Consider the following 14,877-nt stretch of genomic DNA (forward strand, 5'->3'; position numbering starts at 1 on the left):
CCTGCGGATGAGGGCGTAAACCGCCCCCGAATGCCCTGCGACCAAAGGGCTGATTTTTGGGCTGGAATGTCCCGGCCCGGCCCTTCATACTCGGCCCGACCTTCGGGGGAGGGACCGGGGGCGGCAAAACCGCAGGACAAGAAAAAAAGGCTCATTCCAAATGGCTTCGGATAAACAAAACTTGCAGGACGCTTTCCTTAACCATGTCCGCAAGGCCAAGGTTCCTGTCACGATTTTCCTGATTAACGGTGTCAAACTGCAGGGTGTCATCACGTGGTTTGACAATTTCTGCGTGCTGCTTCGCCGCGACGGCCAGTCGCAGCTTGTCTACAAACATGCGATTTCGACGATCATGCCGGGCGCGCCGATCAGCCTTTACGAAGGCGACGACTGATCTTGAACCAGGACGAACCCGAGGACGCGGAAGAGTGGCAGAAAGAGCCGTCGGGGCATGACACCCAGACGGCCCTGACGCGTGCCTATGTCCTGCACCCTGATGTGAAATCCGTCCGCAGCCGCCGCCTGCCCGAACATGGGCTGGCCGAGGCGGTGTCACTTGCCGGCGCCTTGCCAGGGCTTGAGGTGGTGGGTTCCGAGGTGGTGCGCCTGCCGAAACTTGCCCCCGGAATGCTGTTCGGTTCCGGCAAGGTGGCCGAGCTGGGCGCAAGGCTGGCCGGGCTGGATGTCGGGCTGGTGCTGGTGGACGGGCCGGTGACGCCGGTGCAGCAGCGCAATCTTGAAAAGGAATGGGGTGTCAAGCTTCTGGACCGGACGGGGCTGATCCTTGAGATCTTCGCCGACCGCGCCCGCACGCGGGAGGGGGTTCTGCAGGTGGAACTGGCCGCGCTGAGCTATCAGCGCACGCGCCTTGTGCGGGCCTGGACCCACCTTGAGCGGCAGCGCGGCGGCTTCGGCTTTGTCGGTGGCCCGGGTGAGACGCAGATCGAGGCCGACCGCCGCGCCATTGACGACCAGATGATCCGCCTGCGCCGCCAGCTTGAAAAGGTGGTCAGAACGCGGGAACTGCACCGCGCCGCACGGCGCAAGGTGCCGTTTCCCGTGGTGGCCCTTGTCGGCTATACCAATGCCGGGAAATCGACGCTGTTCAACCGCATGACGGGGGCCGAGGTTCTGGCCAAGGACATGCTGTTCGCGACGCTGGACCCGACGATGCGGGGTGTCACGCTGCCCGCTGAAAACGGGGCGGGACGCAAGATCATCCTGTCCGATACGGTGGGCTTCATCTCGGACCTGCCGACGCAGCTTGTCGCGGCCTTCCGCGCGACGCTGGAAGAGGTGCTGGAGGCCGATCTGATCCTGCATGTGCGCGATATCAGCCATCCCGAAAGCGCCGAACAGGCCGCGGATGTGGCCGATATCCTGACCTCGCTTGGGGTTAAGGCCGAGGTGCCGCAACTGGAAATCTGGAACAAGCTGGATCTGGTCGATGACACCGCCCGCGCGGCGCTTGGCCAACGGGCCGGGCAGGGGCGGGGGATCCTTGCGCTGTCCGCGCTCAGCGGTGAGGGGATCGACGCGCTTCTGGAAGAGGTTTCGGCCGTTTTCGACGAGGAAAAGACCGAAGCCCTCCTGCATCTGACCTTTGCCGAGGGCCGCCGGCGGGCATGGCTGCATGGCGAAGGGCTGATCGAGGCCGAGGAACAGACCGATGACGGCTGGACCTTGCGGGTCCGCTGGACCGCGCGGCAGAAGGGCGAATATTCGGCGCTCTGAGCGGGCAGGCCGTCGGACGGAAATACCGGATTTCAGTCTGGTTTTATGGCCGGTTTTCAGAATGCAAGTCCTGCACCCTGCAGAATGAAACAGGGTTTTCGTTACGGTAACATGATCCAGGGCGCGGCATCCGGACAGAAAATTCCGGTGCCGCGCTCCTTGTTTTGCGCTGTGCTGCCCCCGTTCCGGCGCTCAGCGTTTCTTCTTGGCGTTCCTTTCGGCCTCGGCGCGCACGGCGTCGATAAGCTTCTTGTTGGTCGCGAATTCGCCAAGGATCTTGGCTTCGATCTGTTCGGGGCTTTCGGTGCCGTTGGCCGAGGACAGGACCGAGTCATAGACCTTGCCGCCCAGTTCCTTGCCCGTCTCTTCAAAGACCTTGGAAAAGATCGGCAGCAGGTCGGACTCTTTGGCCTTGTCGCCAAGCGACTTGATCAGGTCCTTTTTCACCGATCCCGACAATTTGCCAAAGACTGCCCGTGCCCCGACATCACCCGCCTTGCCGAATTTGCCGAAGACGCCCGCCGTCGCCACCTGTTTCGCAACGATGCCGGTGAACTTGTCAAAGGTCAGGCCGCCCGCATTGGATTTGAATTCCTTCATGACATCGGTGATGACGCCTTCAAGAATATCCGCGCCGTTCTTCTTGAAATAGCTGATGAGGAAGGAGGTCACTGCCTTCTGGCTGGCCTTCTCGAACAGTTTGCCGGACAGTTTCTTGGCGACCATCGGGCCGATCTTGGCGATGATCTTCTCACCGGCCTTGCCCTTGACCAGCGCGCCCACACTGCCACCGATGAACGAGTCGCGCAGCACGTTGAAACTGGCATCGCCAATCCCCTTGCTGTCGCCCGAGATGCCCTTCCCGACCTCATGCGCCAGCGTCTCGACCGCCGAGGTGCCCGCCCCGGCAATCACCGCCGCGCCCAGAGCACCCGCGCCATAACTGGCCGCTACCGGGGCCGCGATGACGCCGACGATCACGAAACTGGTGGTCGAGACGATCTGCAACCCTGTGACCAGCGATTCCCCCCCGTCGATGATTTTCGACAGATAGGTCTTCATCTTTACCCGGGCGTCATTGGCCTGTTTCTCGGCCTTGGGAAAGATCTTGGCAAAGGCCGCCAGATTGCCCGATTTCAGCGCCGCATCCGCCGCCTTGACCCCGGATTCCGCCGTCTTGATCAGGCTTTCGGGCGGCAGTTTGACGCCCTTATAGGCCTCGATGCACCAGGCGACGATGTATTGATCCTTGTTCAGGTCGTTCTGATTGTCCCATATCCCCCGCGCCTCGGCCACCGCGCCGCGCAGCTTGATCATCGCGGTTTCGAATTCCCGCGAGATGCGCTTCACCAGCAGGGCATATTCGGCATCGGTGAACAGATAGATCTTGCTGCCGATCATGATCTGTTTGGTCGGGTTCGGCTTGTTGGCCGCATCCCGCAGGATCTTCATCAGCTTGTCATCCAGCACGCCAGTCGGTTTCAGGCCGGATTCGACCTGAAACTGCTTGATCGCGGCAAGCGTGGTCTTGTCGAAGGCGCCGTTTTCCGGCGCCCGGGTCTGAAGTGCGGATTTATTCAATAATTTCTGTGCTTCCAGCACCACGGCGCTGGAGGTCTGCGGCTCGGCCAGAACAGCCATAATATAACTCCCTGAAAAAACGAATCGACTATGACGGGAATGATAGTTCCGCTGGTCGCCTCAAATCAATTGGCAGTTATGGGGCGGGTGCGACCTGCCGGGGGGTGATCCGCGTGATGCCGACAGCGGCTGCGCGCGCCAGTTCGGGGTCGAGTGACATCATGATATACTCGCCGCGCCGCCACAGCACACCCAGATCGTCATAGTGACGTGACAGGGGATGGCCGGATTGCCCGGTCGACAGGATGAAGACCGAACTGTCGGGATCGGCGAAGTCATAGACGCCGCGATAACCCGCGCCATGCACGTTCAGGAAAGGCTCAGGCTCGGTGCCGGAGGTGCGCCCGCGCATCAGCGTCGAATCCCCGCCCGAGGTGCTTTGGCGGATATTGACGAAATAGCGCAGAAGCGGAACCTCGCCCAGCACCGGATGGTCATGGGTCGCCTGATGCGCGTCACCCCAGCGCCAGCTTGCCATGGTCGGGCCATAGGTTTCGCGCAGACGGATCAGCGCCTCATCCAGCGCCATGCGCGCGATATCTGTGCAGGTCTCGATCTCGGCGGACTGAATGACATCACACCATTTTGCGGCGCCCTCGGTATCGCGGAACACGCGTTCGATGAAAACCGGATCGGGATGGGTGAATTCATCGGCCAGCGGCCCCATTTCATCCCGGATCAGCCGATTCTGAAGCGCGCGCAGCCATGCCGAATAGATCAGTGGTTCGGGCAGATGTTCGTTCATCTCGCCATTCCATTCGGCCAGCAGTTCCAGTGCCTGCTGGCGGAATCGTTCTGGCGTGCCGTCGGGGGCGGGTTCGCCGGTGAACCACAGATCGGCCCCGATCAGCGGCAGCGCGGCGCGGGCGATGGGGCTGACCGTATCAAGCTGCGCCTCGATGAAGCTTTCGCGCGTATGCACTTCGCGCGTCTGCATCAGGTTCAGCCAGCGGCGGATGCGATGGGTATCGCCCCATTCGAAACTGACATGATCGGGGAAGGGGCGGTCAACGGTCTTGTTGTTGGTATTGCCCAAAAGGCCCGTGCCGGGGTTCACCACCCGGAAATTCCGGTCGTAATCCATCCGGCCCAGCCAGCGGTTTTCGGGCAGCGCGCCCAGCGATGGCATCCGGCCCTGCGTCTGGTGGCCGGAATCGCGGGCGGGCATTGCACCGATCAGTTGCAGGGCCACGCCGTCACGATCCGCCAGCATCAGGTTCTGGGCAGGCGCGATATAAAGACGCCCGGCCTCGATCGCCCCGGGGATGTCCTGCGCCTGCATCAGCCGCAGCGCCGAGGTCATCGAGGTATCGGCATCCGAAAGCGCAGTCCAGGCAAGAGCCGCGACATGGCCCTGCGGCGTGATCGTGCCAAGGTCGAAATGCGATCCGGGCAGGACCGGGCCGTTTTCCGTCCAGCGCAGCGTGATCGTCACCGGGTCGCGATCCTTCACCGTGATGATCGACCGGCGGGTTTCAAACCCTGCCCAGCCCGAGGGCGTGCGGTATTCTTCAGGATTGTCGGGATTGATCTCTTCGATCATCACATCCTGATCGTCCAGATAGGATGAGGTCAGCGCCCAGCCCAGCCGGTCCGAGCGCCCGACCAGAATGGCCGGAATACCCGGGATCGTGCCGCCGATCACCCCGCCCGATTGCAGTTCCAGCCGCGCCAGATACCAGATTGCAGGCGCGGTAAATCCCAGATGCGGATCATTGGCCAGCAGAGAGCCACTGGCGGCGGACCGTTCGGGGGCTGCCGCCCATGCGTTGGAGGCCCCGGCAAAGGCGCGGTCCTTCACCGGCGACAGCGGATCACCGGCAAGCCGCGTCGAGGGCTGGCCCGGCAGCACGCCGGGCATCAGGTCGGAATAATCCGGCAGGGCAGTGATCGCCTGTCCAGGATCGTCGGGCAGGATGTCGCGCAGCCGCGCATCGGGCAGCAGCAGCGATGTCCGCGCCCGCAGCACCTCGGTCCCGACATGGGCCGAAAGCTGCAGCGCCATCAGCTTGATGACCGCAATACTGTCGGCAGGTTGCCAGGCCGCGATATCCGAAGAGAAGAAGAACATCTCGGGCGCGCCCCGCCCCCGGGCGCGGGCATTCACCTCACCGATCCAGGCATTCACGCCGCGCGCATAGGCATCAAGCGCGGTGCGGGTGGGGGCGTCCTGCGCCTCGACCGACCGGATGGACAGGTTGTAAAGATCCAGCCTGCGCAGCAATTCGTCGATCCGCAGCGTCCGGTCACCGAAAATCTCGGACAGCCGCCCCTGCGCGGTGCGCCGCAGCATCGTCATCTGCCACAGCCGGTCCTGTGCATGGGCAAAACCAAGCGCGTAATACACATCTTCATCCGTGGCGCCGAAGATATGGGGCACATTGGCATTGTTGCGCACGATCTCGACCGGGGCGGTGACACCCTCCAGCGTGAAGGATTCCGAATAGTCCGGCAGCGACCGCGACAGGAAGAAATAAGCCACCGCAAGGGCCATCAGAACCAGCAGGACAAGGCCTGTGAAGATCCTCAGCAGCCATCGGAAAGCGGTCAGCATGGTCGGTCCGTTCTTGACGTGGGGGGCCTGACGGTTACCTATGCGATCCGATGGATAGAGGCAATTGAAAGGGCGGAGAGATGGCGAAGGTCGCATTTCTGGGTATGGGTGTCATGGGATATCCGATGGCGGGGCATCTGGTGTCCAAGGGGCATGAGGTGACTGTCTACAACCGCAGTCCGGCCAAGGCCGAGGCCTGGGTCACCGAACATGGTGGCAAATCCGCCGCCACCCCGCGTGAGGCAGCGATGGGTCAGGATTTCGTGATGGCCTGCGTCGGCAATGACGACGACCTGCGCGCCGTCTGCACCGGTCCGGACGGCGCCTTTGCCGGAATGGCAAAAGGCGCGGTCTTTGTCGATCACACCACGGTTTCTGCACAGGTGACCCGAGAGCTTGAGGCCGTGGCCCGCGAGGCCGGGTTCGCCTTTGTCGATGCGCCGGTTTCGGGCGGGCAGGCCGGGGCGCAGAACGGGGTTCTGTCGGTCATGTGCGGCGGGGCCGAAGCCGATTATGCAAGGGCCGAACCGGTGATCGCCGCCTATTCCAAGATCTGCAAGCATCTGGGCGAAAGCGGCGCGGGCCAGATTGCCAAGATGATGAACCAGATCTGCATTGCCGGGCTGGTACAGGGGCTGGCCGAGGCGCTGGCCTTTGGTCAGAAGGCCGGAATGGACGGCAAGGCGGTGGTCGAGGTCATCTCGGGCGGTGCGGCGGGCAGCTGGCAGATGATGAACCGGCATAATGGCATGCTGGCCGACAAGTTCGATTACGGTTTTGCAGTCGACTGGATGCGCAAGGATCTGGGCATCTGCCTTGCCACCGCGAATGAGATCGGGGCAAGTCTGCCGGTGACAGCACTGGTCGACCAGTTCTACAAGGATGTGCAGCGCATGGGCGGCGGCCGCTGGGACACGTCAAGCCTGATCAAGCGTCTGGGCTGACGGTCCTGCAATCCCTTGTGGCGGCATTCCTGCCCGGATGCCGCCGCAAGGGTTCATGAGATTGCCCGGTCAGGGAATGATCCGGCTGTATTTCACACCCGACAGCGTGGCCCCGGCGATCAGTCCCGACTGGCCGAAGACAAGCGCGATGACGGGGGATATTTCGGTCGTTTCCTTGCCCAGACTGCCACCCTGTTCGGGGGTCGCATAACGCACATCGGCGCCCGCCGCCCAGCCCGGTGCGCGGCGGAAATCGCCCAATGCGCTTTCAGTCAGGAAAAACAGCGCATGGGCATATTGCTGCGCGCCGATCTGGAAACCGACCGTGGCGCGCGTCGCGGAATAATAATCGACCGTGGCATTGTTGATGCGAAGCGCGCCCTGACCATAGCCACCGCCAAAGCCAAATCCGGCCTCGGTGATCAGCGGCATGTAAAGCACGCCATAGCTTTTCTGTTCCAGATCCCGGGTGCCGGGATAGCTGCGGAACAGATAGTCCCGCGTCGCATCGACCCGTGCATCCAGACGCTGCGCCCCGCCGCCGCCGATGCCATTGGCACAGCCCGCCAGTGCCAGTCCGGCCGCGCCCGTTGCCAGAAATGTCCGTCTTTGGATATTCGTCATGCTGCCCGCCTTTCCTGTGGCGCTGCCCCTTGGGCGGTGCCATGCCTGTTGAGGGGCTCTGCGGCCCCCTTATACCACCAGATATAGCGCGCCCTCACAGGGTTGTCATCCACCGCCTGTGTCACCCGGGCCGCTTGCGCGTCATCCCGCCGTTCGCGGCCCCGGAAAACGGCAGGCAGGCGCTTCAGACCTCATCGCGCAAAAGCCGCGCCATGTCAGGCGCGAAATAGGTCAGCACCGCGTCACAGCCCGCCCGGCGGAAGGCCATCAGGCTTTCGGTCATGGCGCGGGTGCCGTCGATCCAGCCATGCCCCGCCGCGGCCCGGATCATCGCATATTCGCCCGAAACCTGATAGGCCGAGACCGGCACGCCGAAGGTTTCCTTCACGCGGTGGCAGATGTCCAGATAGGGCATCCCCGGCTTGACCATAACCATATCCGCACCCTCGGACAGGTCGCGCGCGACAAGACGCAGCGCCTCATCGGAATTGGCTGGGTTCATCTGATAGGTCTTCTTGTCGCCCACCAGACGCCCCGAGGCGCCGACCGCATCACGGAACGGACCATAGAAGGCCGAGGCATATTTCGCGGCATAGCTGAGGATCGCCACATCCTTGTGGCCTGCCGCCTCCAGCGCCGCCCGCATAGCACCGATGCGCCCGTCCATCATGTCCGAAGGGCCAAGGATATCCGCCCCCGCCTCGGCCTGTGCAAGGCTCATCGCGACCAGCGCCTCAATCGTCTCATCGTTCAGGATCACGCCGTCGTGCACCAGTCCGTCATGGCCATTGGCATTATAGGGATCCAGCGCCACATCGGTCATCACGGCCAGTTCCGGCACTGCCGCCTTTACCGCGCGGATTGCCCGGTTGGCCAGATTATCGGGGTTCCACGCCTCTTCACAGCCTTCGCTGCGCAGGTCGGGATCGGTATAGGGAAACAGGCAGATCGCCGGAATGCCCAGACGCGCGGCTTCCTCGGCCTGCGCCACGATCCGGTCAACCGACAGCCGCGCGACGCCGGGCATCGAGGGGATCGCCTCTTCGATGCCGGTGCCTTCCCGCACGAAAAGCGGCCAGATCAGATCATTCACCGACAGCACGTTTTCCTGCGCAAGACGGCGCAGCGCATCCATGCGGCGCAGGCGGCGGAAACGGGTGCCCGGAAAGGGGGCGGCAGCATAGGGCACGGGGCCGAGGGGCATGGCGGCAGGGTCCTTTCGGGCGGGCAGGCCCCGGCAAGGGGCATCTGGATCAGGGATGCAGGCCCGCAGCAGGGGCTTGCGCGATTTCCTTTTGCCTGCCATGGAAAGGCCCGCGTCTCAAGAGCAGTCTCAAGCATGGGAGTGACGCATCCAACGCAGAGGCGGGACTTTCGTCGCGCACAGGACATCAGGCAGGGGCGGCAACTTGCAATGGTATGAGACGATTTTCCGGCTGATCGACATGCGGTCCTTCTCGAACCTGTGGTTCTGGATCGTGCTGGCCGTGATGTGGTCGACGGCCAGCCACTGGATCATCGGCGTGCCCTTTGACATGGTCACCCGCGCGCGCAAGCAGGGCGGGCAGGCCATGGCCGATCTGGAAGCCGCAACCGGGATCAACACCCGGCGTGTGCTTTATGTGCTGCGGGTGTCAGGCTCATGGCTGACGGGGCTCAGCTTCTTCCTGCTGACCAGCCTGCTTGCACTGGGCTTCTTCTACGGAATCGAATTCGCGCAGGCGTTGTTTCTGTTGCTTATGCCGATGACCGTCGTCAGTGCCCTGACCCTGCGCGCCGCCCTGCGCTATGAGCGTGCGCCACCCGAAGGGCATGATCTGTGCCGGATGCTGACCTTTCACCGGATGAAGGTGCAGGCGCTTGGCATGATCTCGATCTTCATCACCGCGATGTGGGGCATGTGGCAGAACATGCGGCTGGACGCGTTCTGAGACCATCAGACCGGAACAGATAAACGCGGATGCCAAGCGCACAGGCGCGGCAGGAGCAGACAGGAAAGGCCGAAAAAATGGCTGGCGAAAGGATCATCCTGGGCGGCGCGCCCGAAGGGTTCGATGCGCGGCTTCTGACGCGGGAGGCGGCAAAGGGCCAGCCGGTCATCCATGTCGCGCGCGACGACAAGCGGATGGAGGCGATGCGGGCCGCCCTTGCAGTCGTGGCGCCGGATCTGGCGGTGCTGGATCTGCCGGCATGGGATTGCCTGCCCTATGACCGGGTTTCGCCCAATCCCGATATCGTTTCGCGCCGGATGGCGACGCTGGCGGCGCTGGCGCAGGGCCTTGGCGGGCCGGTCATCCTGTTGACGACACTGAATGCCGCAAGTCAGCGCCTGCCCGCGCGTGACGTGCTGCGGGACGCCTCCTTTGCCGCGCGGGTCGGGCACCGGATTGATGAAGCCTCCTTGCGCATCTTTCTGACACGCATGGGTTTTTCGCCCAGTTCGCAAGTGGCCGAACCCGGCGATTACGCCATCCGGGGCGGGATCGTCGATATCTATCCGCCGGGGGCGGGCGGGCCGGTGCGGCTGGATCTTTTCGGCGATGTGCTGGACGGGGCGCGGCGCTTTGACGTCGCGACGCAGCGCACGACCGAAAAGCTGACCCATATCGAATTCGCGCCAGTGTCCGAGGTCATTCTGGACGAGGCCTCGATTGCGCGCTTCCGGCAGAACTACCGTGTGGAATTTGGCGCAGGCGGGTCCGAGGATCCGCTTTATGAAGCGGTGAGTGCCGGCCGCAAACATCAGGGGATGGAGCATTGGCTGCCCTTCTTCCATGCCCGTTTGGAAACGATTTTCGACCATCTGCCCGGGGCCTCGGTCCTGCTGGACGATCAGCTTGACCCCGCAAGGCTGGCCCGCTGGGAAGGCATTGCCGATCAATATGATGCCCGGCGTGAGGCGATGGCCGCGCGCGGGCGGATGGACACGGTCTACAAGCCTTCAGCGCCCGAACTGCTCTATCTCGACGAGGCGGCATGGACCGAGGCACTGGCCGGGCGCCGGGTGATCCAGCTGTCACCACTGCCGCAATCGCCGGGGCCGGGCGTTCTGGATGCGGGCGGGCGGATCGGGCGCAGTTTCGCCCCTGAACGTCAGCAAGAAAATATAAGTCTTTTCAGTGTTCTGTCGGATCATATTCGGGCATTGCGCGAAGACCGGCAGGTGGTCATCGCCTCATGGTCCGAAGGCGCGCGGGACCGGTTGCAGGGCCTGCTGGCCGATCAGGGGCTGACCGGCGCGCGGCTGATCGCGGATTTCCGCGAATTGCCCGAGGGGCGGGGCACGCTGTCGCTGATCGTCTGGCCGCTTGAGGCGGGTTTTGTCGCGCCGGGGCTGGCGGTGATTTCCGAACAGGATGTTCTGGGCGACCGGCTGATTTCCCGCAGCCGCAAGAAACGCAAGGCCGAGAATTTCCTGCGCGATGCGGAGACCCTGACGCCCGGCGATCTGGTCGTGCATGTTGAACATGGCGTCGGCCGGTACATGGGCATGGAAACCCTGCGCGTGCCCGATCCGGTTTCGGGGCGACCCGGTCCGCCGCATGAATATCTGTATCTGGTCTATGCCGAAGAGGCCAAGCTGTATCTGCCGGTCGAGAATATCGAACTGCTGACCCGCTATGGCCATGAAGAGGGCTTGCTGGACCGGCTGGGCGGCGGCGCATGGCAGGCCAAGAAGGCCAAACTGAAGCAGCGCATCCGCGAGATTGCCGAACGCCTGATGCGGATCGCGGCGGAACGGCTGCTGCGCAAGGCTCCGGTTCTGGAGACCCCGCATGACATGTGGGAAGCTTTCGCCGCGCGCTTTCCCTATCAGGAAACCGATGACCAGCTGACCGCGATTGCCGATGTGATGGCCGATCTTGAGGCGGGAACGCCGATGGACCGCTTGGTCGTGGGCGATGTCGGCTTTGGCAAGACCGAGGTCGCGATGCGCGCGGCCTTTGCCGCGGCGCTGGCGGGAATGCAGGTTGCGGTGATCTGCCCGACCACATTGCTGGCGCGGCAGCATTACCGCAGCTTTGCCGAGCGATTTCGCGGATTTCCGATCAATGTCAGACCCTTGTCACGCTTTGTTTCAGCAAAGGATGCAGCGGCAACAAGGGCTGGTCTGGCCGATGGGTCGGTCGATATCTGTGTCGGCACCCATGCGCTGCTGGCCAAGGCCATCCGCTTCAAGAACCTTGGCCTGCTGGTGATCGACGAGGAACAGCATTTCGGGGTCAGCCATAAGGAACGGCTGAAGGAAATGCGGTCCGAGGTGCATGTGCTGACCCTGACCGCAACGCCGATCCCGCGCACGCTGCAACTGTCGCTGACCGGCGTGCGGGATCTGTCGATCATCGCGACGCCGCCGGTGGACCGTCTGGCGATCCGCACCTATGTCGCTGAATTCGACGGGGTGACGATCCGCGAGGCATTGCTGCGCGAACGCTATCGCGGCGGGCAAAGTTTCTATGTCGTGCCGCGCATTTCCGACCTGCATGAGATTGAGGATTTCCTGAAAACCCATGTGCCCGAGGTCAGCTATATCATCGCGCATGGCCAGCTTGCGGCGGGGGATCTGGATGCAAGGATGAACGATTTCTACGACGGAAAATATGATGTCCTGCTGGCCACGACGATTGTGGAATCCGGGCTGGACATTCCGACCGCGAACACGATGGTCGTGCATCGCGCGGATATGTTCGGCCTGTCGCAGCTTTACCAGATCCGGGGCCGGGTGGGCCGGGCCAAGACCCGGGCCTATGCGTATCTTACCACCAAACCCCGCGCACCGCTGACCCCGCAGGCGATGAAGCGTCTGCGGCTTCTGGGCAGTCTTGACAGTCTGGGGGCGGGGTTCAACCTTGCCAGCCACGACCTTGATCTGCGCGGCGCGGGCAACCTGCTGGGTGAGGAACAGTCAGGCCATATCAAGGAAGTCGGGTATGAGCTTTACCAGTCCATGCTGGAGGAAACGATTGCCAAGCTGCGCTCAGGTGAGATTTCGGGCCTGACCGAGGCTGATGACCAATGGGCGCCCACGATCAATCTGGGCGTGCCGGTGCTGATCCCCGAGGAGTATGTGCCCGATCTGGATCTGCGGCTGGGGCTTTACCGGCGGCTGTCGGGCCTTGCGACCAAGGTTGAACTGGAGGGCTTTGCCGCCGAACTGATCGACCGTTTCGGCCCGCTGCCGCGTGAGGTCAATACGCTGATGCTGGTGGTGCGGGTCAAGGCAATGTGCAAGCGCGCGGGCATTTCGCGCATTGATGCCGGGCCGAAAGGCGCGACAGTGCAGTTTCACAATGACAAATTCGTCAATCCGGCGGGGTTGGTGGATTTCCTGCGCGGTCAGCCGGGCGCAAGGGTGCAGGGCAACAAGATCGTCCTGCCCGCCGACTGGAAATCCGAGGGTGACCGCATCAAGGGCGCCTTTGCCATCGCCAAGGGGCTGGCCGAACAGGTCAAGGCTGCGGAAGGATAAGCCTTCCGCAGCCTGATTTTGCAGCCCGATATTGGCAACCCGCGCTTACTGGCGGCGGATCAGTTGCATCGCCCCCAGAGCCAGCGACAACAGCACCGCCGCACCCAGAACCAGCGGCAGCGAGGTGCCGTCAAAGGCAAGCCCGATCGGCACTGCCAGCATCACCCCCAGCACGGTCGAGACCGAGGCGATCAGCGAGGCGGCAAGCCCGGCGATATGGCCCACCGGCTCCATCGCGAGGGCGTTCAGATTGCCCATGGTCAGTCCCATCATCCCGAACATCAGCACGGTCCAGAGGAAGAAGCCCGCGAATTGAACCGAATTGTTCTGCGGACCGGCAAGAATGACCAGCAGATAAATCAGCGTCGCGGCCAGTGCCCCGGCATAGGCATTCGCCGCAACCTTGCGCATTCCCAGCACCATCACGATCCGGCTGTTCAGGAAGGACGCCCCCGCCGCGATCAGGGCGCCAAGGGCGAACCACAGGGGGAAGCTTTCCCCCATGCCGAAACGCTGTTCATAGATCCCCTGAATAGAGGAGATCGTCGCCATCAAGACTCCGGTGGTCAGCGCCTGAATCAGGATCGAGACATTGACCACACGATAGGAAAACAGTTCCCGCGCGGCGGTGGCAAGGCTGCCAAGGTCAATCGGCTTGCGCGCCTCGGGTGGCAGGGTTTCGGGCTGACGCAGCGCCAGCCACAGCATCGACAGGCCCGAAAACAGGATGAAGGCCAGAAAGATCGCATGCCAGCCCGCCAGCCGGATGATGCCCTGACCGGCAAGCGGCGCAAGGGCGGGCACGATCATGAAGACCATCATCGCAAAGGACATGATCCGCGCCATGTCGCGCCCTTTGAAAAGGTCGCGCACGATGGCCAGTGATACGGTGCGCGGCCCGGCAGCGCCCAGCCCCTGCACCAGACGCGCGGCCAGCAGCACCTCAAGCGATTGCGCCAGCCAGCAGACAAGGGCCGCGATGCAATAGATCGCACCGCTGGCAAGGATCACCCGCTTGCGTCCGAAACGGTCCGACAGCGGCCCGGCAAACAGCGTGCCGATCCCCATGCCCAGAAAGAACAGGCCCACGACAAGCTGCGCGCGGTTGGGGTTCTCGGGCGACAATGTCGCGCCGATTTCCGGCATCGCGGGCAGCATCGCGTCGATGGAAAAGGCGATGGTGGCAAACAGCATCGCGATCAGGGCGATGAATTCAACCTGCGACAGGCGTTGTGTCGGGGCGTTCATGTCGCGGCTCCGTCTTCATTCGGGACCTGTGCGGCCAGTTCATCGATGACCTGCTGCCACAGCGCCACGGGCTGCGCGCCCGACAGGACATATTGCTGCGCGATCAGGAAGGTCGGCACCGCAGTCACCCCCTTGCCGCGCGCATCCAGATCGCGGGCCATCAGGTCATCACGGTCGGCATCGCTGTCCAGCAGGCGGCGGGTCACGGTTTCATCCATCCCGGCAGCCCCGGCGATGCGGGCCAGTTCATTCCGGTCGCCGATATCGCGGCCCTCGCGGAAATAGGCGCGGAACAGCGCATCGACCACGGCGTTCTGGCGTCCTTCCAGCCCGGCCCAATGGATCAGGCGATGCGCATCCAGCGTGTTGGGCGTGCGGTCCATCGCGTCGAAATTGATCTCTATCCCGGCATTGCGGGCGGCCTCGGCCACGCGGGCATAGATTTCCACCGCTTGCGCCTTGCCACCGAATTTCGCCTCAAGATAGCTGCGGCGGTCCATGCCGTCGGCTGGCATCTCGGGATTGAGCTGGAACGGATGCCATTCGACGCTGAACGGATGTTCGGGGCGGCTTTCGAATGCGCGGTCCAGAAGGGATTTGCCGATCATGCACCAGGGGCAGATCGGATCGGAAAAAATGTCTAGTCGGATCATCACGGAAGT

11 protein-coding genes are annotated in these 14,877 nt (G+C 63.1%); 5 read left to right on the forward strand and 6 right to left on the reverse strand.

The genetic code is table 11. The features are described from left to right. Positions 1-160: 160 nt before the first annotated feature. Both hfq and hflX read left to right on the forward strand, forming a co-directional pair. Positions 161-394, forward strand: a complete 234-nt coding sequence (hfq, locus tag JL811_RS08300; protein ID WP_202688045.1) for an RNA chaperone Hfq — start codon at positions 161-163, stop codon at positions 392-394. A 74-nt stretch (positions 395-468) separates the two neighbouring features. Then, complete coding sequence (gene hflX, locus JL811_RS08305) at positions 469-1,734, forward strand: GTPase HflX (protein ID WP_237684903.1); 1,266 nt, start codon at positions 469-471, stop codon at positions 1,732-1,734. A gap of 192 nt (positions 1,735-1,926) precedes the next feature. On the opposite strand, the gene JL811_RS08310 is transcribed toward hflX, so the two are convergent. Next, on the reverse strand, positions 1,927-3,375 hold the full coding sequence (locus JL811_RS08310) for a peptidoglycan-binding domain-containing protein (protein ID WP_202688046.1): 1,449 nt from the start codon (positions 3,373-3,375) through the stop codon (positions 1,927-1,929). Positions 3,376-3,451: 76 nt separating this feature from the next. Next, a complete protein-coding gene (locus JL811_RS08315; RefSeq protein ID WP_202688047.1) occupies positions 3,452-5,929 on the reverse strand; it encodes a penicillin acylase family protein in 2,478 nt (825 codons plus the stop codon). An 80-nt stretch (positions 5,930-6,009) separates the two neighbouring features. On the opposite strand from JL811_RS08315, the gene JL811_RS08320 reads away from it, so the two are divergent. Then, complete coding sequence (locus tag JL811_RS08320) at positions 6,010-6,873, forward strand: NAD(P)-dependent oxidoreductase (RefSeq protein ID WP_202688048.1); 864 nt, start codon at positions 6,010-6,012, stop codon at positions 6,871-6,873. A 69-nt stretch (positions 6,874-6,942) separates the two neighbouring features. On the opposite strand, the gene JL811_RS08325 is transcribed toward JL811_RS08320, so the two are convergent. Both JL811_RS08325 and hemB read right to left on the reverse strand, forming a co-directional pair. Continuing rightward, on the reverse strand, positions 6,943-7,497 hold the full coding sequence (locus JL811_RS08325; RefSeq protein WP_202688049.1) for a lipid-binding SYLF domain-containing protein: 555 nt from the start codon (positions 7,495-7,497) through the stop codon (positions 6,943-6,945). Positions 7,498-7,681: 184 nt separating this feature from the next. Continuing rightward, on the reverse strand, positions 7,682-8,701 hold the full coding sequence (hemB, locus tag JL811_RS08330) for a porphobilinogen synthase (RefSeq protein ID WP_202688050.1): 1,020 nt from the start codon (positions 8,699-8,701) through the stop codon (positions 7,682-7,684). Between the two features lie 205 nt (positions 8,702-8,906). Between hemB and JL811_RS08335 the strand changes: the two genes are divergently transcribed. Then, complete coding sequence (locus tag JL811_RS08335) at positions 8,907-9,428, forward strand: component of SufBCD complex (protein WP_202688051.1); 522 nt, start codon at positions 8,907-8,909, stop codon at positions 9,426-9,428. A 77-nt stretch (positions 9,429-9,505) separates the two neighbouring features. Next, entirely contained in the window at positions 9,506-12,967 is a 3,462-nt protein-coding gene (gene mfd / locus JL811_RS08340) for a transcription-repair coupling factor (protein WP_202688052.1), read from the forward strand. Positions 12,968-13,012: 45 nt separating this feature from the next. Here mfd and JL811_RS08345 read toward each other — a convergent pair whose 3' ends face one another. After that, positions 13,013-14,215: a multidrug effflux MFS transporter gene (locus JL811_RS08345; protein ID WP_202688053.1), complete on the reverse strand. Its 1,203-nt coding sequence runs from the start codon at positions 14,213-14,215 to the stop codon at positions 13,013-13,015. Further along, positions 14,212-14,868, reverse strand: coding sequence for a DsbA family oxidoreductase (locus JL811_RS08350; RefSeq protein WP_202688054.1), 657 nt, complete (start codon positions 14,866-14,868; stop codon positions 14,212-14,214). Before JL811_RS08350 ends, JL811_RS08345 begins: the two co-directional genes overlap by 4 nt. Positions 14,869-14,877: the final 9 nt, after the last annotated feature.

The organism is Szabonella alba (assembly GCF_016765775.1).
GTDB classification, from domain to species: Bacteria; Pseudomonadota; Alphaproteobacteria; order Rhodobacterales; family Rhodobacteraceae; genus Szabonella; species Szabonella alba.